Here is a 22482-nt window from a genome sequence, read left to right on the forward strand (position 1 = left end):
ATCATCATGCAGATAACTACCACCAGCAGAACTAAAGTCAGCAATACTAAACTCGTGATAGGTGCAGAGATTACGCGTCGCTATTGCGTGCTTTGGTTGTACGCCAGCATCATCGTGCATTTTCTGGTTGGTCTGTTGTTGCCATGGATCGCTGATCTGAGTATCTTTAACACCTACCACCAGACCGTGGAAGCCGGTTTTTGGTCGCAGGCTGTGCCAGCGGCGGCCCGTGCGCAACAGGTCTGGTGGATCAGTCTATTCGGCCCCACGGTGCAAAGCGTGGCGATCTGGATGGGCGCTTTGACACATATCGGTAACCGTCAGCGTAGTCGCTTTGCCTGGATCTGGCTGCTTATCGGCTTGTTGGTCTGGGCACCGCAAGACATGCTGATATCGTTACGTGCATCGGCAACGATACATGTCTGGATCGATGGCTTTGCCTTGCTGGCGATGTTGCCACCCTTATGCTGGCTCTGGTGGTACGACAGAGCAGCAAGCGGCCAGCCATCTGCATAGGTGAGTACTCCGGTAAAACTATGAATACCTATCCAATGACTGGTTTGGGTGCGCGCTTCGGATAGCAACCGAACTGGCTACATAATTAGGTACATAATTAGATACTTAACTAGCTTGCCGACGATCCACAAAAACATCCACAAAACGAGGCAACATCGATGCTAAGTACGCTTCATTTCAATGATCGATCAGAAAACGTACTCGTCACCGGCGCCACTGGCTTCATCGGTCAGCAACTGGTGCGTGCCTTAATCGCAGACGGACAGCGTGTCACCGTCCTCAGTCGCAATCCCAAGCATGCGACATTGCGCTTTGATGCCAAAGTGAACAGCATCAGCGCCATGAGCGAGCTGCCTAATAATTACCCGCTCGATGTCATCATCAATCTGGCCGGCGCGCGCATCCTGGGCTGGCGTTGGACTGAAAAGCGCAAGGCAGAATTGCGCCGCAGCCGGGTTGCACTCACCGACAGCATCCTCGCGTGGATAGCCCGCGCCAAACAAAAACCACGGCTGTTGTTATCGGCCTCGGCAATCGGCTATTACGGCATACAAGAACCAGGCGATCAGCGTGAACTGACCGAAGAGAGCCCGCCACAGGCCATTTTTATGTCGCAGCTGTGTCAGGAATGGGAAGCCGCAGCGCACGCAGCCAGCCAATATAGCGTCCACGTGAAGTGCATGCGCTTTGGCGTCGTGCTGGGCCAGCAGGGCGCTTTGCCGATGATGCTACTGCCGATTAAATTGGGCTTGGGTGGCGCGCTCGGCCGTGGTACGCAATGGCAATCATGGATACACGTGGAGGATGTGCTCAGAGGTATCGCCCATCTATGCACACGCGAGCAGCAGGCCGACGCCGGTCATATCGACGATGGCGCATATAACTTCAGCGCACCCGAATGCGTCACACAGAAGCAATTTAGCCAGACTGCCGCCCGCATTCTGGGGCGGCCTTGCTTCATGCCCACACCTGGGTGGCCTATGCGTCTGGCTTTGGGGGAACAAGCTGAGCTGTTACTCGAAGGGCAGCGGGTGACGCCAAGTCGTTTGCAAGCACAAGGTTTTCGCTTCGCTTATCCCGATTTAGAATCGGCTTTAAAGAGTTTATTGAAATGAGGCGAGCACCGTGATTGTTGAGCATCGCTTACTTATTCATGCGCCGATTTCCGATGTTTATCAAATCTCGCAAGATTATTATGTTCGTTATAAGTGGGATCCGTTTCCAGAAAAAATTGAGCTATTAAATGGTGTGAGTGGCGTAAGGCCTGGAGCCGAAGTGCGAGTGTTTGCTAAGTCGGGACTCATCATGGATGTACAGCTCGTGCAAATGAATCCGCCTTCTGTCGCCGCAGTGCAGATGACGAAAGGACCGTTTTTTATAAAGAATTTTGCCGGTAGTTGGGTCTTTCGAATGGATGGCAGCACTTCAACGCTAGCAAAATTTCGATATACGATAAAGCTGAAGTTTTGGACATTCCCGTTTTTTAGTGAAAGACTTGCCGCCTTCTACTTCAAAAAAATTGTTATCGCGCGCATGCAAGGATTAAAAAACTATAGCGAAGCGCGGCATCGTCGTGATTGATTTTCAATGCACTTCGCCAGCGCGCATATTCCATGCTGGCTCCCAGCCTGTCTGGCTGCAAAGCCGCATGGAATATGCGCCTTGGGCTAGGTGAGAATTTTTCTTGATTTCGGTCGATTGGCGGATGACGCTAACTAGCAGAGTCTGGAAAAAGCTGAACGCCGATATAAATAACTTGCAAATGCGAATCATTCTCATTAAACTGTGCTTTTAGCCAGCTAGGTCTAAGGCAGTTCTCCCCCTGCCGATCAGAGCGCCAGCCATCCACTTTTTTTGGGTGCTCTATGATGGTCTCTACTTCATCTGTTCCTGCTCGTTCAAAATCTGTTTCAAGCTCTGTTTCAAGCTCTGTTTCAATGCTTCTTTCTGCTTCTGGTAACCGCTTTTCTGGTATTACAGCTTTTCGTCTAAATCGCAGCTCCATTTCTACGCTTACCTTGACGCCTGTGTTGGCCTCCGCGCTGGCAGCGCTTGCTTTGCTGGCAGTGGTGCCAGCGTCTGCGCAGTCGGCCGATACGGTCGAAAGTGTCGCTGGAAACGCAAACACTGCGCAGACTGACAAAGCGGGCATACGTATTAATTTGCCCGAGATCACGGTGCAAGCTCAGAAAGAGAGGGCGGAGTCTGGCGCTCGCAGTGTGCGTTTAGATAGCGATGATTTACAACGGCGCAATGCGCTCGATATGGCCGGCATTGCACGTTATGAATCCTTGATTAGTGTGCCCGGTGCCGCCAGCGGTAGCGGCAATATCTGGGACGGTGCCGGTAATACCGGTTTTAATATTCGCGGGGTGGAAGGTAATCGCGTCAGTATCGCGCTCGATGGTATTGCCATGCCGGACGCTGCTGCTAAGCCTGATGCGAATAGCCTCAACAGTTTTGGGGTAGGGCGTGATTATTTTGACCCTGAGACCCTGCGTCAAGTACGCTTTAGTTCGGGTACCAGTGCTGGCAGTGAGGCGGTGCCTGGTTTGGCTGGCAGTGTGGCGCTAGGCAGTAAAGCACCGCAAGATTTTTTGAGCGCAGACAAAAGCACTTATTTTGGCTACGCGGCCAACCACAATTCTAGCGATACCAGTCTAATGCAGGCCGTCACCGGCGCGGCGCGCAGTGGCGCCTTGCAGGGTCTGGCCATGTACGTACATCGCAAAGGCCAGCAGCGGCAAGCCTACGAGACGGTGCAACAGAATCCGGATGAGTGGAACTCGGATGCGCTGCTGGCTAAATTGCAGTGGGCGCTCAATCCAGCGAATAATTTTGAGCTTACTTTAGATAGTTTTCAGAGCGATCATCAAAGACGTTTCCTCAATAAACTGAGCCCGGCTTATCCGGCTGGTGCGCAACAAGATTCGCATGCCGAGCGCCGCCGTATCAGCCTGGCGCATCAATTAGCCAGCCCTGGTTTTATGGCCTTCGATAATCTGCACACGCTGCTGTACAGCCAGACGGCGCGGGTCGATGATGTCACTAGCGCACAAAACATCAGTCGCGGCATCAGCTCATCGAGAAATATTCGCACCAGTTACATCAACGACAGCTTGGGTCTGGTCTTGAATGCCGATAAGCGTATAGGCACACAACATCAGCTCAGCTACGGTCTCAATTTTGAGCAAATCGAGAGTAGCCGTCCGTGGCTCGATGATCGCACGATCACGGCCAGCGGCGCGCATCAAGTCACGCAAAAGAACCGTATGGCGGATGTCACGACGCGCCAATGGACCGCTAAGTTAGCTGATGATTTTCGCTTTGATCTGGCTGGCTATCGCGCGACTTTGAGCCCGGCACTACGCGCTCAGTATCTCAGCATGAGCCCGATAAATTTGGGCAATTATGTGATCGCCGTGCCGCAGGCTGCGCAAGAAATCAAAGAAGATAGCGCGCACTCCGTGACGCCTAGTTTGGGCTTGAACATCACCTTATTTACTGGCTTCGACGCCTATGCCCAATACGCGCAGGGGGCCAGATTGCCGACTGCGGCCGAACGTACTGGCACCTACGATTCGTTTAGCTATACCGGTGCCGGTGCTGGTTATGCGGTGCTGGGTAATCCGGCCTTGAAAAAAGAGAGGAGCGATGCCTTTGAGCTCGGTGTACGCGGTGCCATCAGCAAGGGCGTGCAACTCAATGCCAGCGTATTTAATACCCAGTATCGCGATTTTATCGAATACGTGGCACAGCCTCTCGACCCAATTCATTACCCGACCATTAGCTATGGCCTGTATCGCCCCGAGAACATAGGCAAGGTACACACCTGGGGCGGCGAAATGAGCAGCCGCTTCGAGTTAGGCGTCTGGTCGCCATCGCTCGCTGGTTTTAGTCTGAATTTGGCGGCCGGGCTGGTCCGTGGTAATTCCGAGAATAGCGCGACCGGCAAGCATGGTGAGCTGGCCTCAGCCTTACCCGCCAAGGGAACTTTGACGATCGCCTATGACGATGCGGCACAGCGCTTTGGCGCTAGTCTGAGTACGGTGAGGGTAAATGGCAAGCAAGCTAAAGACGATGTCATCAGCGGCGATACGCTCGCGCATTTTGCGGTGCCAGCGAGCACCGTAATGGATCTGAGCGGGTATTGGAATATCACTAAAAACGCCAAGCTCATCCTCGGCATTTATAACCTCAGCGATCAAAAGTATTGGGATTATGCCTCGGTGCGCGGTCTGGCCGCCGATACCAATGTCTTAGCGCATAGCGAAATTGAAAGCCAGAGTATGCCGGGCCGCAATTTCTCAGCGCGCTTGAATCTAAATTTTTAAGAAACCGATCAAAGCGCGTTTAAAAAACGTAAAAAAAGCAGCGCCCAGCAAGCTGGCGCTACGACTATTTTGATTCTCTCAAAATCACCACTCGTCACAAGCACAAACTCACTTTTAATTGGAAACCTATGCGCCACTTTAAACACACTTTTAGTATGACCCTGCTCTGCGCCAGCCTCGCCAGCCTCGCCAGTACCAGTTTTGCCGCCAGCCCTGATCTGAGCGAGCGCTGGGCCAGCCTGCGCGCCGAGCAACCAAAAATGCAGATACGGGATGCTGCTAGTAAGCTCGGCGTCTCAGAGGCCGAGTTACTGGCCAGCCAAATTGGTAAGACGGTGACGCGCTTACAAGATGGCCCGGATGCGGCCAGTAAAATCATGCAGGCGGCGCTCGATCTTGGCACCGTGATGGCACTGACCAGAAATGAAAACGGGGTGTTAGAACGCACTGGCGTGGCCACAAAAATGAAGCCGGAAGCACTCAGTGGTGATCCAGAAAAGGATCTGGAACGCGCACAGCGTATCCGTAGCGTGGCCGGTGGTTATCTGGGCGGCCAGATCGATCTGCGTTTTACGCTAGAAAAATGGCAGTACGCGTTTGCCGTGGTGCAGCCCGGGCGCGATGGCACGCTGGCGCGTAGCCTGCAATTTTTCGATGTCAGCGGCAACGCCATCCACAAGGTGTATTTAAAAAATGAGGTTGGGGTAGTCTTGTTTGAACAATTGCAGAAAGACTTTGCGGCCAGAGAGCAAAGTGCCGCTCTCAAGATCGTCGCAAAAACTTTGAAAAAACCAGAAAAAAACGACAGCCAGATCGACCTCAAAGAATTTCAATTAGCCTGGACAGAAATGAGCGATGTCCACCAATTTGAACGTCTGTTGCAAGACTTTGAATTGAGTCGTGAACAAGCTTTACGGCTGGCACCCCGGGGTGTGGCGCAAAGAATTAATGGCAGCGCCGTGCGCCAATTATTAGAGCAAGCGGCACAGCAACAGGTGGGCATCATGGCCTTTTTGGGTAATGGCGCCCTGACCCAGATCTTTAGTGGCAAGATCACCAAAGTGGCCGCCAGTGGCGATTGGTATAACGTGCTCGATCCCGAGTTCAACCTGCATCTGCGCGATGCCAATTTCAATAATGGCTGGGTAGTGCAACGCGCTGGCGTCACCTCGGTAGAGTTTTACGATAAACAGGGTGACTTGGTCGTGACCTTTTTTGGGGTAAGAGAAAGAGCCAAACCACAACCGCAAAGCTGGATAGAGTTGACCAAAGGCCTAACCAAAACCGTGTCATAAATTCGCTACGCTGCTGTCCAGATAGGCTGCCCTTGAAGGCAGCCTTTTTTGCCTGCGCAAAAAAGCCAAAAGTGCGCTTTTAGAAGTTCCCAAAAGCGTGTGCGCAATCGACATGCGCCTGTTGGCACGATATTGGCTGTCATAGAGCATCAAGCCAAGCTGACTGCGGCAGCAAAGGTCAGATCGTGGGGGGATTTTGGTAAATAAAAGAAGCATGCCGCCAGCGCGCATATCCCATGCGGCTTCCCAGCCTGCCTGGCCTGCAGGCCGCGTAGGATATGCGCCTTGGGCCAGTGCTGTTTTTAAAAAGGACTGATGTTGGTTTAGTGGGTGGCCGGTTTCAATACAGCTTCAGCGAAAAAATATAAGCTATGGCGTTGAGGTGAAATTAATGGACAAGCATGTAACCAATTTCTCATCCCACTGGGTGCATTGCTAACTTGTTCCGCCATAGAAAAACCTCGTGTCAACGCCAGAATTTCCCCGCTGTTTAAATCTACGATAGCAACTTCACTACCAACAACGCTTTTTTCGAAATCAGCATGCCGTCTGATTTCACGCCAGGTCAATCCGTAACGAGCCTTTACTTGCGGAGCGTATTCAGCCTTCATTTTTTTTGCAACATCGGCAGACGTCCCATTCGGTATTGCAAGTCCGATAAATCCGCTATATCTTGCAACCGACAAACTCGATATTTTAGAATTTTCTAAATATGAGGAATCTCTATTATTCGAACGATTAATTTCTATTTGTGATAAGTGAAATGCTAAGGGTTTTTCAAAAAATGTATATTTTCCCTGTCCGACGAAATCAAATTCCAGACTATCGGTCCGTCGTCCTAAGCCTCTTGCCCTTACATACGGAGCAGGGGGTGCATACTTATCAAATACATCCCCCGTATTCACGCGATTCATAGGCCTTACCAAATAGACGCCCTCGACATCGCTCACCGTTTTATAGATAAACTCCCCAGCTTCAGCCTTGCACAGCGCCTCAAAATAATGGCGACTCGTCATCCAGGAGCGGTACACCGGGTCTTTGGGCGCGGCAGGCCATTGCACCGGTGGCATGCTCGGATTAGGCCAGTATTCTGGGTTTTCTACACGGCGGGTTTTAAACATGTCGCAGCCTCCATCCCCGCGTTTGCCAGACTCGGCTGATTGCTTCATACACTCTAGCCATTCGGCAGGATCATAGTGCTCGCCAAATTGCTCACGCCGATTGACATCCAAGACCGGCATTTGTCTGGCAGCCACCGTTACGCATGCCACAAACAGCTCTTCAATTAAACCAACATTGCATTTCTTCTCTATCCACTCTGGCTTGACCTGTGCCATTTCTTTGTCTGTGGCGGCGCGGATGTCGCTGGGCGGACGTTTGCTATGCGTTTGGCAGGCCAGCAGTACGCTGCAGGCGCTGAGTAAAAGGCCGATCAGGCGGATGTGATGAATCATTTTTTCTTGGTCAGATCTTTATTGTTGATGTTGTTTATTTTATCATTGCAGCACTCTGCAGCAGCTGTTTTTCTGCCAGCGACAAACCATCCGGCGGCAGCTGCCACGGCATTGTGCAGATCATTTTTTCAGCGGCAAGCGCAACATGCGCGAGCTGTTGTGCAACAAAAAAAACCATGCCGCCAACGCGCAGACCCCATGCGGGGTTCCAGCCTGCCTGGCCTGCAGGCCGCGTGGGATATGCGCCTTGGGCCAGTGCTGATTTTAAAAAGGACTGATGTTGGTTTAGTGGGCAGCCGGTTTCAATACAGCTTGTGTGAAAGAATAGAGATCTTGGCGTTTTTCGTTATAAGGACATGGAAAAGACCATTGCATCCTACCGCTAGGCGCATGAGTCACTTGTTCTGCCATGGCAAACCCGCGTGCTAAGGCCAAAATTTCACCACTGGCTAGATCAACGATAGCGATTTCGCTACCGAGTACGCCCTTCTCAAAATCTGATGGCCGCCTGATTTCACGCCATGTCAAGCCGTAACGCGCTTTTACTTGCTTTGCGTACTCGACCCTCATTTGTCTATCCATATCCGCCGAGGTGCCATTCGGGACTGGGAGACCTGTATATCCGCTATATCTAGCGACAGTCAGGTCTGCGACTTTTGGTTTTTCAAAATAAGAGGGGTCTCCTATAATGAAACGATTAATTTCGATTTGCGAGAGGTGATATGGCAAAGGGTTTTCAAAAAATGAATACTTATTCTGGCCTACGAAACGAAATTCCCTTGCATCGGTTCTTCTGCCAAAGCCTCTAGACCTTACATACGGGGCATACTGCACATACTTATCAAAAATATCGCCGGTATACACATAATTCATGGGCCTTACCAGATAGACGCCTTCGACATCGCTCACCGTTTTATAGATAAACTCCCCAGCTTCCGCCTTGCACAGCGCCTCAAAATAATGGCGACTAGTCATCCAGGAGCGGTACACGGGATCTTTAGGCGCGGCAGGCCATTGCACCGGTGGCATGCTCGGATTAGGCCAGTATTCTGGGTTTTCTACACGGCGGGTTTTAAACATGTCGCAGCCTCCATCCCCGCGTTTGCCAGACTCGGCTGATTGCTTCATACACTCTAGCCATTCGGCAGGATCATAGTGCTCGCCAAATTGCTCACGCCGATTGACATCCAAGACCGGCATTTGCTTCGCTGTCACCGTCACGCATGCCACAAACAGCTCTTCATACAAACCGACATTGCATTCCTTCTCTATCCACTCTGGCTTGACCTGTGCCATCTCTTTGTCTGTGGCGGCCCGGATGTCGCTGGGCGGACGTTTGCTATGGGTTTGGCAAGCCAGCAGTACGCTGCAGGCGCTGATTAAAAGGCCGATCAGGCGGATGTGATGAATCATTTTTTCTTGGTCAGATCTTTATTGTTGATGTTGTTTATTTTATCATTGCAGCACTCTGCAGCAGCTGTTTTTCTGCCAGCGACAAACCATCCGGCGGCAGCTGCCACGGCATTGTGCAGATCATTTTTTCAGCGGCAAGCGCAACATGCGCGAGCTGTTGTGCAACAAAAAAAACCATGCCGCCAACGCGCAGACCCCATGCGGCTTTCCAGCCTGCCTGGCCTGCAGGCCGCGTGGGATATGCGCCTTGGGCCAGTGCTGATTTTAAAAAGGACTGATGTTGGTTTAGTGGGCAGCCGGTTTCAATACGGATTGTGTGAAAGAATAGAGATCTTGGCGTTTTTCGTTATAAGGACATGGAAAAGACCATTGCATCCTACCGCTAGGCGCATGTGTCACTTGTTCTGCCATGGCAAACCCGCGTGCTAAGGTCAAAATTTCACCACTGGTTAGATCAACGATAGCGATTTCGCTACCGAGCACGCCCTTCTCAAAATCCGCAGGTCGCCTGATTTCACGCCAGGTCAGGCCGTAACGCGCTTTTGCTTGCGTTGCGTACTCGACCCTCATTTGTCTATCCATATCCGCCGAGGTGCCATTCGGGACTGGGAGACCTGTATATCCGCTATATCTCGCAATATTTTTTTTCGTAAGCTTGTCAAATTCAAAGTAAGATTTATCTAAGCCCTTCGATTGATAAGATCTGTATTGAGATGTGTGATATGGCAGGGGTTGTTCAAAAAATGAGTACTTCCCTTGACCAACGAATGTAAATTCGATTTTATCTCTTTGATACCGCCCCATACCCCTAGACCTTACATACGGGGCATACTCCACATACTTATCAAAAACATCGCCTGTATACACATAATTCATAGGCCTTACCAGATAGACGCCCTCGACATCGCTCACCGTTTTATAGATAAACTCTCCGGCCTCAGCCTTGCACAGCGCCTCAAAATAATGGCGACTCGTCATCCAGGAGCGGTACACAGGGTCTTTAGGCGCGGCAGGCCATTGCACCGGTGGCATGCTGGGGTTAGGCCAATATTCTGGGTTTTCTACGCGGCGCACTTTGAATTTTTCGCAGGCCCCATCGCCGCGCCCACCTTTTTCTGCGGAACGCTTCATGCACTCTAGCCATTCGGCAGGATTATAGTACTCGCCAAACTGCTCACGCCGATTGACATCCAAGACCGGCATTTGCTTCGCTGTCACCGTCACGCATGCCACAAACAGCTCTTCATATAAACCGACATTGCATTCCTTCTCTATCCACTCTGGCTTGACCTGGGCCATCTCTTTTTCTGTGGCGGCGCGGATGTCGCTAGGCGGACGTTTGCTATGGGTTTGGCAGGCTAGCAGTACGCTGCTGGCGCTGAGTAAAAGGCAGATCAGGCGGATGTGATGATTCATTTTTTCTCGGTCAGATCTTTATTGGCGGTGTTGTCTATTTTATCATTGCAGCACTCTGCAGCAGCTGTTTTTCTGCCAGCGGCAAACCATTCGGCGGCAGGTGCCACGGCATTGTGCAGATCATTTTTTTTAGGGGCAAGCGCAAGCAGCGCCAGCTGTTGCGCAACAAAAAAAAGCATGCCGCCAGCGCGCATATTCCATGCGGCTTTCCAGCCTGCCTTGCCTGCAGACCGCATGGGATATGCGCAGTGGGCTAGTGCTGTTTTGCGGTGAATGCCAGGCTGGCGGCTAGCCTATCTCTTGCTCCAGAAACGCCCAGACGCCGGGGTCGGACATGGCCGCGATGTTGATACGCATGCGGCTCGATGGCAATTGATTCGGTGAAAACAGGCTGCCGGGGGCCAGCAGTATGCCTTGTTCCAGCGCTTTTTCCGCCAGGGCGATGCTGTCGCAGCCGGTTTCTATCCACAAAAACATCCCGGCCGGAGTGCGGTATTCGACCTTCATGCCGAGGTTTTCTACCCGCTTGGTGACGTTGTCGCGCACGCTGTCGAGCTTGACGCGGATACGGTCTACATGTTTGCGGTAATGGCCTTCCGAGAGAATTTTATACACCACGCGCTCGCCGATCTCGGTAGTGGTCAGGGTCGAGAGCATCTTGCGGTCTGACAGCCGGATCGCCAATTGCGGTGAGGTGGCGATGAAGCCTACCCGCAAGTTGGCGGCCAGGGTCTTGGAGAAGCCGCCCAGATAGATCACGCGATTGAGTTGATCGAGCGCTGCCAAACGGGTGGCTGGCTGGACTGCGGTGCCGGGGTGCATATCGCAATAGATGTCGTCTTCGACGATCATAAAATCATGCTGTTCGGCGGTTTTTAAAACCTGAAACGCCTTGGCAGCTGACAATGAGGTCGAGGTGGGGTTATGCATCACCGAGTTGATGATGTAGAGCTTGGGTTTGTGCAGGGCAGCCAGTTCGGCTAACTTGGCGACATCCGGGCCATCGTGCAGGCGCGGGATGCCGATTACTTTGGCACCGAGTATGGAGAAAGAGCCGAACATCAAAAACCAGGCCGGGTCATCGACAAAGATGGTGTCGCCGGGTTGGGTGAATTCGCGCGCGACCAAGTCTAGCGCCTGCGTGACGCCGCTAGTGGTGACGATTTGTTCGGGCGCTGCAGCGATCTCTAGCTCGGCCAGTTTGAGTTGTAGTTGCTGGCGCAGCGGCATAAAGCCTTGCGGTGTGCCGTAGTGCAGCAGCTGGCTGGAATTGACACGGCTGATCGCGCGCAAGCCATTGGCGACTAATTCGCCATCTAGCCAATCGTGCGGTAACACGCCGGAGCCCGGCATTTTTTGCGGTGGTAACTGGCGGAACATATTACGCACTAACCACACCACGTCAAACTGTTGCGCGACCGGATTCGCCAGCGCAACCGCATGATTATTGGCCAGCATAGAGGCGCGTTCGCGCACGAAAAAACCCGAGCCGCGGCGTGATTCCAGATAGCCATTCGCGACCAGCCTGTCGTAAGCCTCGACCACGGTAAAGCGTGAGACTTGCTGCTCGTCGGCGAACTGGCGTATCGAGGGCATACGCGCACCAGTGCGCAGGAGTTTGTCGTCAATGCGGCTAGCCACCGAGCGCACGATTTGTTCGACCAGTGAGCCGCCGGACTCGCGTGAAACTATCGTGTTGCTAATGATTGGTGTTGTGCGCATGAGTTGACTTCATCAAAAAAATAATAAGCTGTATTGGAAAAGTGACCATAACAGTGTGTAATCTATCTAAATTATTGTACTGGTACTGTATTGGTTATTTCGGCTAGGATAGCATAATCCAACTCTCTGAGGTCACCATGAAATTTTCTTTGCCGAATCATTCCGCATTAGCATCTGCCGCCCAGATCGTCTACGCCAGCATGCCAGCGACGGCTCAATATGCTTGGCCAATATTATGCGAAACGCTGGGCACCGAGGTCTGGCTCAAGCACGAGAATCACACGCCTACCGGTGCCTTTAAGGTGCGCGGTGGTCTGGTGTATCTGCACGAACTGCTACAGCGCGAACCAGCGCTGCGCGGTGTGATTTCGGCCACCCGTGGCAATCATGGTCAGTCGATTGCGTATGCGGCACGTCCGCATGGCCTGAAGGTGACTATCGTTGTTCCACTTGGGAATAGCGCAGAAAAAAATGCCGCGATGCGCGCTCTGGGTGCCGACTTGATTGAGCACGGCAATGATTTTCAAGAGAGCCGCGAACATGCAATGGCGCTGGCGCAGCAACAGGGCTGGCATATGGTGCCGTCGCTGCATACCGATCTGGTGCGCGGTGTCGCCACCTATTGGATGGAGTTTTTTACGGCGCAGCCAGACTTGGATGTTGTGTATGTACCGATAGGCCAGGGCTCAGGTATTTGCGGCGCAGTGGCGGCGCGCAATGCCCTAGGCTTGAGGACTAAGATAATCGGGGTAGTGTCTAGCCATGCCTTGGCTTATAAGCTGTCGTTTGAGCAGGGCAAAAATATTGCTTCGCCAGTGACCACTGTATTGGCCGATGGCATGGCATGCCGGGTGCCGGATGATGCTTCGCTGGCGGTGATCTTTGAGCATGTCGCTGAAATAGTGGCAGTCAGCGATGAGGAGATCGCAGCGGCGATGAAATTACTATTTTTGTCTACACATAATGTGGCCGAGGGGGCCGGTGCTGCCGCGCTGGCAGCGGCACTGCAAAACAAGGCGGCACTAGCAGGATTAAAAGTGGGATTGTCACTCAGTGGCGGCAATGTCGATCATGATAAATATGCAGAGGTTCTTACTCAAACAAGATGGGCAGCATGATGACTAATATAAATACAGCAGTAAGCACAAAAACAGGCAGCATGGTCGGCGCGGGTCTTGCGCTCAAACATGGCATGAGCGACGACAGCAAAGGCATGTTGCTGGGCGCAGTGGGTGTGGCGATTTTTAGTTTGACTTTGCCGTTTACGCGGATGGCGGTGGCCGAACTTAATCCTGTCTTTGTGGCGCTGGGGCGCGCAGTAGTGGCGGCCGTGTTGGCGGCTGTGCTGCTATGGCGCATGCGCGCTAGTTGGCCAAGCAAGGCGCAGATCAAGCCCTTGCTGGTCAGCGCTTTGGGCTGTGTGATCGGCTTCCCTTTATTTTCTTCGATCGCGATGCGCTATGTGCCAGCCTCGCATGGTGCCGTGGTGTTAGGGATCTTGCCTTTGGCAACCGCCATTTTCGCCGCCTTGCGTTTTAAAGAGCGGCCATCGGCGGGCTTTTGGATCATGGCGATCATCGGCAGCGGCCTGGTACTTGGCTTTGCTTTGCAGCAGGGCGGCGGCGCTTTTCAGATGGCAGATCTGGCCCTGTTTGCGGCAGTCGTTTTGGCCGCGATGGGCTATGCCGAGGGCGGGCGTTTAGCGCAAAGCATGGGTGGCCAGCAGGTGATTTCCTGGTCGCTGGTATTGTCCATGCCGCTGTTGTTGCCGGTCACAGTATGGCTGGCCTGGCATTATGGCCTTAACGCCTCGCCCAAGGCATGGCTGAGTTTTACCTATGTCTCGGTGTTTTCTATGTTTATAGGTTTCTTTTTTTGGTACAAGGGTTTGGCTATCGGTGGTATTGCCAGGGTCGGGCAGGTGCAATTGCTGCAACCATTTCTGAGCCTGTTGGGCGCCGCCTGTATTTTAGGTGAGGCACTGACTGTGACGAATTTGCTATTTGCGGTGGCGGTGATTGCTGTGGTGGGGCTGGGCCGACGCATGAATATTCGACGGTAAGTTTGCAAAAAAAGCCACAAACGCCAAATTAAATCAAGCCTAGTGCCACGAATTGGGGGTATTAATCGTGGCATCAGGGTCGTACAATAGAGGATTGCCGCATTCGTCCTATGAGCGATTAATACAATCAACACAAGCCAGATCGCCGGACCGGTAAAACTAATTTCACACGAACTATTTATACGAACTACTTATAAAAACTACTTAGTACCCTCAATCAATCCTTTGCCGCTTGCCTGATCATGCGGCACCATTTTTGGAAACAGCCATGTCCTTCTACGAAAAACTGAACGCACTCAATATCACTTTGCCGGTTGTTGCGGTACCGGTCGCCGCCTACGTGATGCACGCGCAAACTGGCAATACTGTATTTTTGTCTGGCCATATCGCGAAAAAAGACGGCAAGGCGTGGGTTGGTCAATTGGGTAAAGATATGACGACCGCTGAAGGTAATTTGGCGGCGCGCGCGATTGCCATTGATATGATCGCCACTTTGCAAGACGCCTGCGGTGGTGACTTGAACCGGGTCAAGCGTATCGTAAAATTGATGAGTCTGGTCAATTCTACCCCTGACTATACCGAACAGCATCTGGTCACCAACGGTGCTTCTGAATTGATCGCCGAGGTATTTGGCGTGCAAGGCAAGCATGCCCGTTCTGCCTTTGGCGTGGCGCAAATCCCTATGGGTGCCTGCGTAGAAATCGAAATGATCGTTGAAATCGCATAAAGCTAAAAGCAGCGCAAGCGCATGATTTCTGCCGCACCGCGTGTGCGACAAAAAAATACCTAAGCACAAATTAAAATACTTCCAGGTGAGACCAGCATGAAACTTGAAAACCCTACTCCTATCGATTGGAAATTTTCGGTACGCGCCGAGCAGCTGCAAAGCTCGGTAATCCGCGAGATTCTCAAAGTTACCCAGCGCCCTGAAGTAATTTCTTTTGCTGGCGGTTTGCCATCACCAGAAACTTTCCCGGTAGAACGCATGCGCGCCGCTTTCGATAAAGTCTTGTCAGAAAACGGTAAAACAGCATTGCAATACGGGCCAACCGATGGCTACACACCTTTGCGCGCCTTCATCGCCGATTCTTTGTCGACCAGCGACAGCCAGATTTTGCCAGAGCAGATCATGATGGTGTCGGGATCGCAGCAAGGTCTGGATCTGTTGGGTAAAGTCCTGATCGATGAAGGTAGTAACATCATGGTCGAAACTCCTAGTTATCTGGGGGCCTTGCAGGCGTTCTCGGTGTACCAGCCGAAGTTCGTTTCGGTCGACATGGATGAGCATGGTTTGATCCCGGCCTCGGTCGCGGCCAAAGGCGAGGGCGCGCGTTTGCTGTACGCCTTACCTAACTTTCAAAATCCGACCGGACGTACCCTTTCGGTAGAGCGTCGTTACGAATTGGTAGAGACTTGCGCCAGACTGCGCGTGCCTTTGATTGAAGATAATCCTTACGGCGACCTTTGCTATCACGGCGAACCTTTGCCTAAGTTGCTGAACATGAATCCGGGCGGCGTGATTTACATGGGCTCGTTCTCTAAGGTGCTCACTCCGGGCATACGTCTGGGCTACATCGTTGCGCCGATTCCGCTGATACGCAAACTGGAACAAGCCAAGCAGGCCGCCGATTTGCATACTTCGACTCTGACCCAAATGGCCGTGTACGAAGTGATTAAAGACGGTTTCCTGAGTGAGCATATTCCGACTATCCGTAGCTTTTATTCAGGCCAGTGCGATGTCATGTTAGCTGCCATGACGAAGTATTTCCCTGAGTCTGTGAGCTGGACACGTCCAGAAGGCGGGATGTTTATCTGGGTGACTTTGCCTAAGCATATCGATAGCAAGCAGTTGCTCGATGCGGCGCTGGCCGAGAATGTCGCCTTTGTTCCTGGTGCGCCTTTCTATGCGGAAAATCCTGAGACCAATACCTTGCGTTTGAGCTTTGTGACGGTATCGCCAGAACGGATTAACGAAGGCATACAAAAATTGGGTCGCTTGATACAGGCTAGACTGTAAAACGACGCACATTTTGCATACAAAGAGTATGCGAAAAGCATGCAAAAAAACGGGCTTGCCAGCAAAGGTAAGCCCGTTTTTTTTGAGATAAAATTGTGTTTGTGCAGATTTCTTCATGCTATAGCCTTGGATGATCAAGACAATCGCCGGCTATGCCTGTACCTTGATGTATTCGCCCGCTGCTACTGTTTAAGCTAGTCCAGCGGGAATCATTCGTAATCATTTGCAATCATCTTCAAGAGAAAAATATGGCAAACAGTATTGGCGGCTCTAACGCAGCAATTCAATTGGCGGGCATACAGTCGGACCTGTCGGACGTGCAGCCCATTTCCGCTGCCGAGCGCGCTAGTCGGGTGAATAAGGCTGCAATGCTGATGCGCCTGCAGGGCATAGACGGCATGCTGCTCACCGCCAGCACTAGCCTGTACTATTTCACTGGTTTGCAATGGTATCAAAGCGAAAGACTGATAGGCGCGTTGCTCACTCCCGAAGGCCAGATCGTGTACGTCTGCCCGACGTTTGAAGAGTCGAAAGTGCGCGAAACCGTGGGGCAGTCAGCCCAACTGCGTCTATGGGAAGAAGACGAAAGCCCGTATCAATTAGTCGCGCAATTGCTGGCCGATCTGGGCTGTGCCACGCAGAGGATAGCGCTGGACGAAGCCGCGCCTTTTTTTGTGTTTGACGGCTTGCGGATCGCCATGCCACTCACCAGTATCGTCAATGCCAGTGTGATTACGGCGGAATGCCGCATGCATAAATCAAAGGCCGAGCTGGCCTTGATGCAGAAGGCAAAAAACATTACTTTGGAAGTGCAAAGACGTGCCGCCAAAATTCTGTACGAGGGGATCTCTTCCCTGGAAGTCGCCGCCTTCATCGATCAGGCGCATCGCGCTTTTGGCGGCAGTAGCTCAACTTTTTGTATTGTCAGTTTCGGTGCCGCAACGGCGATACCGCACGGTCCGGATGGCGCACAGTATTTGCGCGAAGGTGATATGGTCTTGATCGATACCGGGTGCAAGTTACAAAACTACCATTCGGACATTACCCGCAGCTATGTGTTTGGCCAGGCGACGCCGCGTCAACGTAGCATCTGGGAGCTAGAGAAAAGCGCGCAGGCGGCTGCTTTTGAGGCCGCCCAGATAGGCGTCCCTTGCGAGCAAGTCGATGCTGCGGCGCGTAAAGTGCTGGAAGCGGCAGGCCTGGGGCCAGGCTACAAAACGCCAGGTTTGCCGCACCGTACCGGCCACGGCATCGGTCTGGATATTCATGAATGGACGTATCTGGTCAAGGGCAATACCCGGCCACTGGCCGCCGGCATGTGTTTCAGTAATGAACCCATGATATGCATAGAAGGCGAATTCGGCGTCCGGCTGGAAGACCATTTTTATATGACCGAGCAAGGTCCACAATGGTTTACCGGACAAAGCGAGTCACTCGATGCGCCGTTTGGCGAGTAAATTCGTTCTCACTATTTGGCGTTTCTTCTAAGCACCTCGGCCAGCGCGCATATTCCATGCGCTTCTTCAGGCTGCCTGGCCTGTAGCCCGCATGGGATATGCGCGCTGGCAGAGTGCCTAAATTATGCGCCGTAGACGTTTAATAGCAGCCAGCTTGGTAAGCCCAGATACAGGGCGACATGCGCCATCCGCTCTAGCCAGCGCCGTATCGCGATGGTCTGCCTAGGGCGCAACAGCGCTGTGATCAGGGTGCCGATTTCTATTGCGGCACGTAGCAGCGTCGCACTCAGCACTACGCCGATAGACCAGGCGCTCCACCAGAGCGTGAAGGCGATCAGGTAAGCTTTCAGGCCAAAGCTATAGTACTCGCCGAAAGCGCTGCCGTAGGCGATGTGCTGATGTAAGTGGAAGGCCGGAATCGCCAGCGCCAAGGGTAGTAGCGCAAATTTTACCAGCGGATGATCAAGCCGCCAGCGCCGTATGGCAAGCCGTGCCTGCGCATACGCGGTCACGCCCGAGGGCGCGCTTGGGCTAAGCTGGGGGCCGCCTGCAGCATCCAGTGCGCGTGCCAGTGCCAGCGGATTTGCCAGCGCCAGGCCGTAGCGCCAGCGCTGACCTGAGGCAAGTTGCAAGGCGGCACCGGGAGCGGGCAGGGGCAAACGCCACGCTTCAACTGCGACGATATCACTGAGTGCTAGCTCGAAACGCTGGATGCCACGGCGCAGTACCAGGCTGCCATTTTCGATCGAGAGACGCGCAGCAAAGGCCAGCAGCAGGCACCAGCTAGCCGCTTCAGGAATCAGAAACAGTGCGCCGAAAGTGCGAATTTGCGCCAGCGTATTGGTGCGCAGCGCTTCGTTAAATAACATCGCGCCACACATCCACAACAAACTGCCGCGGGCAAAAGCGCGCAACAAGCCCGCCGCCAGACGGGCTGCGGGCGGCAGTACCGCAACTTTGGCGGGAAAGCGCATTTCCTGTTCAACTGCTGTAGTGGCGAAGCGCCAGCTGGGAAATAGCCTCAGCGCTGCCAGCAAGAGTAAGAACACGCAAGCGGCGAGCCCGACCCAGTCGCCCCACAATACCATCAGAGTGCGCGGCGCAAGCGCTACCGGTAGGGCTGCGATCACCAGACTGCGTTCGCCCATGCGGGTGCCGGCTAGCGCGGTGCCGCTGGCATCGATTACGGCGCTGTAGCCGTTACTGGTGACGCGAAATTGCGGCAAGCGCGTTTCTATGCTGCGAAACGCCGCGGCCGCCTGATGCAGTTCTGCACCTAATGGATGAGTGCTAAACCAGGAGTCGTTCGACATCGTCAGGATCGCCTGCGCACCGAGTCGTGCGCCGTTAATCGCCAGTCTGGTATCGACGTCATCGAGACAGATCAAGGGCAACACCGGAATCTCGCGACCATCGGCCAGACGCAGTGGAAACACCCTTGCGCCATTGCCCGGCCGCCAGTTGCCAGTCCACGGCAACCAGCGCCGCACTTGCGCACCATCAAGCCAGGCCGGCAGATATTCAGTGAATGGGAACAGGCGTGTCTTGCGATAAAAACCGAGCAGACCGCTGGCCGGCTGCACGAAGGCGGCGGCATTGTATTCGCCCTGCGCATCGCTATCGTAAGTGCCGAACACAAAAGGTACGCCGGCGGCTTGGATGGTGCTGAGTATCTCTTGGTCGAACTCGGCACCGGCCTCGCTCTTGGGATGGCCGAAGGTAGTTGGGTAAGCGGTTTCTGACCACAGTACCGCATCCGCGCCCTGGCGAACCACGGCGTCATAGCTCATCGCAAAATGGGTGTCGAGTATCTCGCGCACTACCGCATGCGCGCCCTTGGTCTGGCGCTGCGCTTCGTAATCAGTCAGATTGGTTTGGATCAAACCCATGCGCAGCGGCTTGCCGAGCAACGCCGCATTCGGCGAGAGCACTGGCATTAGGGTAAGCACAGCCATGCCGTAGGCCAGCAGCAGTGCTGGCACCAGCGCCGCTAGTGCCAGTGGCTTGGCGAACACGCGCCAGCCCAGAGTGCGGCGGGCCAGAGCCGCCGCCACACCTTCGTTGGCCAGTAGCAGCAGAAAAGTCAGGCCAGCACTACCGCCTACATCAGCGGCCTGGCGCAACAGCTTAGAGGGATACAGTCCGTAGCTTAGGGTGTCGCCCAGCAATCTGGGTACTAGGTATTCGGTGGCGACCCAGGCGGCCGCGCCGGCCACTGCGCGCAGTACCGCGCCATGCCGGCGTGAGACTAAATGGCGTACTAATGCGAAGACTAAAAATTGCGGTTGAAACAGCGGTGCGGCTAACAGCAGTAACGCCAGGCCAGTGCTCGCACCGATTTGGGTATAGCTACCAATTGCGCTACCGAACCAGGCAAACGCGGCCGCCGTGTAGGCCAGTGCCATCGCGTAGCCGCTTAGCAGCGTAGTCAATACGCCAGCGCGCGCATCAAGCGTGCGTAACCACGGCACCAGCAGCACAAAACCGAGTAGGTAGCCGGCACCACCACGTGCATACAAGGCCGCTAACAGCGCGCTGGCGAGTATGCCAGCCAATGCCTGCGCGCATAAACGCACTTTAGAATTAGAAAATAGAGTCATCAAAGTGTCATGCGTGTTGAATGGGCGCATCAAGAAAATGTCATTTGGCGGCTTCTATGGGCGCAGGGACCACGATGCGTCGATTGGGTAGCCCGGGCGGTGCCAGCTCGGGCGGCACCACGCGGTCTTTCGGTAGGGCTATCGGTTTATTCGCGGAGTCGAGTGGTTGATAGTCCGGCGCAAACATCAGGATCGCCTCTATGCGCTGGCCGTCGTCGGTGGCCTGGTGATGGCGTACATAGCCTGGCGGCAGTACAAAATCTTCGGGTACGGCCAGCCCAACCAGGGGCGGGCGGGTACCTGGCGGCGAGAACGCACCCAGGCCGGTATGGATGCCAGCCTGATGCAGGCGTTCTATCACCTCGGGCATAGTCGGCTTTTCTCCGCGTGCCACATAATGTTTCAAGTCACGTGTAGGGTCGGCATCGCCTTCAACTACAGGCACCGCTGGCACCGTCGCCGCTTGCACAATGGGAGGCGAGGATGTCGTCTGAACCGATTGCGCCGTGCTCGCTACCGTTGACGAGCTCGCTGCGTTGCTGGCGCTGTCAGCCTGGGCCTCGTCCGTAGTGGAAGCGGACATCAATTGAAAGAAGAAAAAACATAGCCCGCCTGCAACCAGCAGCAGGGCGATGATGAGATAGCCCCGTGAGGGGCTCCAGAGCTGGCCCGCAACAACCGTATTCTTCTCGGTCGGCGCGGGCTTAGAACTACGTGGTGTATCCAAGAGATTACTGGCTCCGGAGAATTACGGTGCTGCCGGGTTGAAGGTCGAGATAGCCCAACCCATGCGCTCGTGGCCGTATTGATTCCAGATCGGATTTTTTCCGCTCACAAACGAGGTGTAGCGTGGCGCGCCAGTACCGGTGCTACCGCCAAACAAACCAGCGGTAACTGTGCTGCCGGTGTAAGTTGGATGGGTATCATCAGACTGGATGTAATCGTAGCTGCTGCCAGCGGATACAAAATGCGTGTTGGCATCGCGTATGGTAGAGCGCAGTGTGGTTAGCGTACGCGTCACATAGCTAGCTTCGCTCTCGCCGAGCACATAGCGCAGCGCGCTAGAATCGATCTGTCCGTCGCCATTGCTATCGTAATCAGCCCCCATGTACTGGGCGAAATTGTCAGCGCATTGGAAGCCTTTTTGGCGCGCCACATCGCACATCATGAAGTTAATTCTGGCGATGGAAGGCAAAAATTTGTCTTGCATCTTAACCGTGGCTCCAGTGCTCGCATCTTTGCAGGAACTCTGGGTATTATCCGCTGCATAGCCAGGGTAGTGCAGGTTAGAGATTACTTTCAGTTTGACGCCGGAATAAGCGTTGGCGTTGATGTAATCCATCGCGGCCGTTACATAAGTCTTGCAGCTTGCCTCAGCGGCCGTCAGTACACTGTAATCGCAGGTGCCGGTCTGAGATTTGAAGCTAGAGCGCGCCTGCAAGCCATCATTGCCGCACATCTCGAAGGTGACCACGCGGGTGTTGCTGGCTTGCATGTAAGAGCGTTCGGCGACGATCTTGTTGTTATACACATCCGAGGCAATCGCACCGGATTTGGTACGGCGTACGCTCTCGATATCGGCGTTCCACAGAGCCGACATGTATTCGGCATCCACGGTGGGCGCCGCATATTTAGCCGCGTTGACGGTAGAGCCGTTGTAACCGGCATAGATAGAATCGCCATAGGCAACCACCCGGTATTTGCTGGTGGTGCCAGCCCGGTCTATGGTCCACGATACATTTTGGTTCAGAGTGCTGGCGGCAGCTTGCGCGCCTAATGCCAGTACGGTAATGGGTAACAGCGTGCGTATAGCAGTACGAAATCTCATCTTCATCTTTGTCTCCTGTTTTTATAACCTAGGGATAATTTTTATTTTTTCTAAGACTATGGCGTTTGAAAATTGATAGCAGCAGCAACAACGACAGCAACAACAATCAGGAAATGCGTTTTCCACGAAGTTTTTGTGATGGGCATTTTGTATCTGATCGACGGCAAGTATTGAAACTAAGCGCCTGCTCTGTCAATTTGCATTGCAGCAAAATTCGCACGAAAAAATCTTGCTTTTTAATTAAATCCCTTATGTAGAAACACTCTACGTAGAATTAGTATTTAAACTCTAAAATGGGAAAGCGATGTTTTTATGAGAGAGGTGCTGCCAGCGCGCATAGTCCATGCGGCTTACCGGCCAGAGTGCTT

At 53.4% G+C, this 22482-nt stretch carries 21 protein-coding genes; 10 read left to right on the top strand and 11 right to left on the bottom strand.

The annotated features are described in order from the left end of the window. The first annotated feature begins 6 nt into the window (after positions 1–6). From ACO0K8_RS13115 to ACO0K8_RS13125, 3 genes are all read left to right on the top strand, one after another. A complete protein-coding gene (locus tag ACO0K8_RS13115) occupies positions 7–516 on the top strand; it encodes a cell division protein (protein WP_422947104.1) in 510 nt (169 codons plus the stop codon). 158 nt (positions 517–674) lie between these two features. Beyond that, the gene (locus ACO0K8_RS13120; RefSeq protein ID WP_422947105.1) at positions 675–1631 is read left to right on the top strand and encodes a TIGR01777 family oxidoreductase; all 957 of its coding nucleotides are present in this window, start codon (positions 675–677) and stop codon (positions 1629–1631) included. 10 nt (positions 1632–1641) lie between these two features. After that, positions 1642–2097: an SRPBCC family protein gene (locus tag ACO0K8_RS13125; RefSeq protein ID WP_422947106.1), complete on the top strand. Its 456-nt coding sequence runs from the start codon at positions 1642–1644 to the stop codon at positions 2095–2097. A 130-nt stretch (positions 2098–2227) separates the two neighbouring features. Here ACO0K8_RS13125 and ACO0K8_RS13130 read toward each other — a convergent pair whose 3' ends face one another. After that, complete coding sequence (locus tag ACO0K8_RS13130) at positions 2228–2521, bottom strand: hypothetical protein (RefSeq protein WP_422947107.1); 294 nt, start codon at positions 2519–2521, stop codon at positions 2228–2230. Positions 2522–2543: 22 nt separating this feature from the next. On the opposite strand from ACO0K8_RS13130, the gene ACO0K8_RS13135 reads away from it, so the two are divergent. Continuing rightward, positions 2544–4850, top strand: coding sequence for a TonB-dependent receptor domain-containing protein (locus ACO0K8_RS13135; protein ID WP_422947108.1), 2307 nt, complete (start codon positions 2544–2546; stop codon positions 4848–4850). Between the two features lie 128 nt (positions 4851–4978). Continuing rightward, positions 4979–6145, top strand: coding sequence for a ChuX/HutX family heme-like substrate-binding protein (locus tag ACO0K8_RS13140; RefSeq protein ID WP_422947109.1), 1167 nt, complete (start codon positions 4979–4981; stop codon positions 6143–6145). A 323-nt stretch (positions 6146–6468) separates the two neighbouring features. On the opposite strand, the gene ACO0K8_RS13145 is transcribed toward ACO0K8_RS13140, so the two are convergent. From ACO0K8_RS13145 to ACO0K8_RS13175, 7 genes are all read right to left on the bottom strand, one after another. Continuing rightward, positions 6469–7599: a hypothetical protein gene (locus ACO0K8_RS13145; RefSeq protein ID WP_422947110.1), complete on the bottom strand. Its 1131-nt coding sequence runs from the start codon at positions 7597–7599 to the stop codon at positions 6469–6471. 34 nt (positions 7600–7633) lie between these two features. Then, complete coding sequence (locus tag ACO0K8_RS13150) at positions 7634–7777, bottom strand: hypothetical protein (protein WP_422947111.1); 144 nt, start codon at positions 7775–7777, stop codon at positions 7634–7636. A 107-nt stretch (positions 7778–7884) separates the two neighbouring features. Then, the gene (locus ACO0K8_RS13155) at positions 7885–9012 is read right to left on the bottom strand and encodes a hypothetical protein (RefSeq protein WP_422947112.1); all 1128 of its coding nucleotides are present in this window, start codon (positions 9010–9012) and stop codon (positions 7885–7887) included. A gap of 34 nt (positions 9013–9046) precedes the next feature. Next, the gene (locus ACO0K8_RS13160; RefSeq protein ID WP_422947111.1) at positions 9047–9190 is read right to left on the bottom strand and encodes a hypothetical protein; all 144 of its coding nucleotides are present in this window, start codon (positions 9188–9190) and stop codon (positions 9047–9049) included. A 107-nt stretch (positions 9191–9297) separates the two neighbouring features. Next, on the bottom strand, positions 9298–10428 hold the full coding sequence (locus tag ACO0K8_RS13165; RefSeq protein WP_422947113.1) for a hypothetical protein: 1131 nt from the start codon (positions 10426–10428) through the stop codon (positions 9298–9300). After that, positions 10425–10664 carry a hypothetical protein gene (locus ACO0K8_RS13170; RefSeq protein WP_422947114.1) on the bottom strand — a complete coding sequence of 80 codons (240 nt, stop codon included), beginning with the start codon at positions 10662–10664 and terminating at the stop codon, positions 10425–10427. Before ACO0K8_RS13170 ends, ACO0K8_RS13165 begins: the two co-directional genes overlap by 4 nt. 52 nt (positions 10665–10716) lie before the next feature. Then, entirely contained in the window at positions 10717–12150 is a 1434-nt protein-coding gene (locus tag ACO0K8_RS13175; RefSeq protein ID WP_422947115.1) for a PLP-dependent aminotransferase family protein, read from the bottom strand. 137 nt (positions 12151–12287) lie between these two features. Between ACO0K8_RS13175 and ACO0K8_RS13180 the strand changes: the two genes are divergently transcribed. The 5 genes from ACO0K8_RS13180 to ACO0K8_RS13200 all read left to right on the top strand — a co-directional run bounded on the left by ACO0K8_RS13180 (position 12288) and on the right by ACO0K8_RS13200 (position 17686). Further along, positions 12288–13268: a threonine dehydratase gene (locus ACO0K8_RS13180; protein WP_422947116.1), complete on the top strand. Its 981-nt coding sequence runs from the start codon at positions 12288–12290 to the stop codon at positions 13266–13268. 74 nt (positions 13269–13342) lie between these two features. After that, on the top strand, positions 13343–14212 hold the full coding sequence (locus ACO0K8_RS13185) for a DMT family transporter (RefSeq protein WP_422947306.1): 870 nt from the start codon (positions 13343–13345) through the stop codon (positions 14210–14212). A gap of 268 nt (positions 14213–14480) precedes the next feature. Then, entirely contained in the window at positions 14481–14939 is a 459-nt protein-coding gene (locus tag ACO0K8_RS13190; RefSeq protein ID WP_422947117.1) for a RidA family protein, read from the top strand. A gap of 96 nt (positions 14940–15035) precedes the next feature. Continuing rightward, the gene (locus ACO0K8_RS13195) at positions 15036–16229 is read left to right on the top strand and encodes a PLP-dependent aminotransferase family protein (RefSeq protein ID WP_422947118.1); all 1194 of its coding nucleotides are present in this window, start codon (positions 15036–15038) and stop codon (positions 16227–16229) included. A gap of 248 nt (positions 16230–16477) precedes the next feature. Next, positions 16478–17686: a M24 family metallopeptidase gene (locus ACO0K8_RS13200; RefSeq protein WP_422947119.1), complete on the top strand. Its 1209-nt coding sequence runs from the start codon at positions 16478–16480 to the stop codon at positions 17684–17686. 122 nt (positions 17687–17808) lie between these two features. Here ACO0K8_RS13200 and lnt read toward each other — a convergent pair whose 3' ends face one another. From lnt to ACO0K8_RS13215, 3 genes are read right to left on the bottom strand one after another with little or no spacing between them, the layout of a single operon-like run. Continuing rightward, on the bottom strand, positions 17809–20286 hold the full coding sequence (lnt, locus tag ACO0K8_RS13205; RefSeq protein ID WP_422947307.1) for an apolipoprotein N-acyltransferase: 2478 nt from the start codon (positions 20284–20286) through the stop codon (positions 17809–17811). A gap of 40 nt (positions 20287–20326) precedes the next feature. Then, positions 20327–21013: a hypothetical protein gene (locus ACO0K8_RS13210; RefSeq protein WP_422947120.1), complete on the bottom strand. Its 687-nt coding sequence runs from the start codon at positions 21011–21013 to the stop codon at positions 20327–20329. 21 nt (positions 21014–21034) lie between these two features. After that, positions 21035–22120 (bottom strand): SGNH/GDSL hydrolase family protein, encoded by a 1086-nt coding sequence (locus tag ACO0K8_RS13215; RefSeq protein ID WP_422947121.1) that lies wholly within the window; start codon positions 22118–22120, stop codon positions 21035–21037. Positions 22121–22482: the final 362 nt, after the last annotated feature.

The sequence above is a fragment of the Undibacterium sp. Ren11W genome, assembly GCF_049340485.1.
GTDB lineage: Bacteria > Pseudomonadota > Gammaproteobacteria > Burkholderiales > Burkholderiaceae_D > Undibacterium.

Bases quoted from the DNA above. Each gene is read 5' to 3' on its own strand.
- ACO0K8_RS13145 (WP_422947110.1), bottom strand. From the start codon at position 7,599: ATGATTCATCACATCCGCCTGATCGGCCTTTTACTCAGCGCCTGCAGC.
- ACO0K8_RS13200 (WP_422947119.1), top strand. From the start codon at position 16,478: ATGGCAAACAGTATTGGCGGCTCTAACGCAGCAATTCAATTGGCGGGC.
- ACO0K8_RS13195 (WP_422947118.1), top strand. From the start codon at position 15,036: ATGAAACTTGAAAACCCTACTCCTATCGATTGGAAATTTTCGGTACGC.
- ACO0K8_RS13175 (WP_422947115.1), bottom strand. From the start codon at position 12,150: ATGCGCACAACACCAATCATTAGCAACACGATAGTTTCACGCGAGTCC.
- ACO0K8_RS13115 (WP_422947104.1), top strand. From the start codon at position 7: ATGCAGATAACTACCACCAGCAGAACTAAAGTCAGCAATACTAAACTC.
- ACO0K8_RS13160 (WP_422947111.1), bottom strand. From the start codon at position 9,190: ATGGTTTTTTTTGTTGCACAACAGCTCGCGCATGTTGCGCTTGCCGCT.
- ACO0K8_RS13120 (WP_422947105.1), top strand. From the start codon at position 675: ATGCTAAGTACGCTTCATTTCAATGATCGATCAGAAAACGTACTCGTC.
- ACO0K8_RS13180 (WP_422947116.1), top strand. From the start codon at position 12,288: ATGAAATTTTCTTTGCCGAATCATTCCGCATTAGCATCTGCCGCCCAG.
- ACO0K8_RS13155 (WP_422947112.1), bottom strand. From the start codon at position 9,012: ATGATTCATCACATCCGCCTGATCGGCCTTTTAATCAGCGCCTGCAGC.
- ACO0K8_RS13215 (WP_422947121.1), bottom strand. From the start codon at position 22,120: ATGAAGATGAGATTTCGTACTGCTATACGCACGCTGTTACCCATTACC.
- ACO0K8_RS13130 (WP_422947107.1), bottom strand. From the start codon at position 2,521: ATGGAGCTGCGATTTAGACGAAAAGCTGTAATACCAGAAAAGCGGTTA.
- ACO0K8_RS13165 (WP_422947113.1), bottom strand. From the start codon at position 10,428: ATGAATCATCACATCCGCCTGATCTGCCTTTTACTCAGCGCCAGCAGC.
- ACO0K8_RS13140 (WP_422947109.1), top strand. From the start codon at position 4,979: ATGCGCCACTTTAAACACACTTTTAGTATGACCCTGCTCTGCGCCAGC.
- ACO0K8_RS13185 (WP_422947306.1), top strand. From the start codon at position 13,343: ATGAGCGACGACAGCAAAGGCATGTTGCTGGGCGCAGTGGGTGTGGCG.
- ACO0K8_RS13190 (WP_422947117.1), top strand. From the start codon at position 14,481: ATGTCCTTCTACGAAAAACTGAACGCACTCAATATCACTTTGCCGGTT.
- ACO0K8_RS13170 (WP_422947114.1), bottom strand. From the start codon at position 10,664: ATGCGGTCTGCAGGCAAGGCAGGCTGGAAAGCCGCATGGAATATGCGC.
- lnt (WP_422947307.1), bottom strand. From the start codon at position 20,286: ATGACTCTATTTTCTAATTCTAAAGTGCGTTTATGCGCGCAGGCATTG.
- ACO0K8_RS13150 (WP_422947111.1), bottom strand. From the start codon at position 7,777: ATGGTTTTTTTTGTTGCACAACAGCTCGCGCATGTTGCGCTTGCCGCT.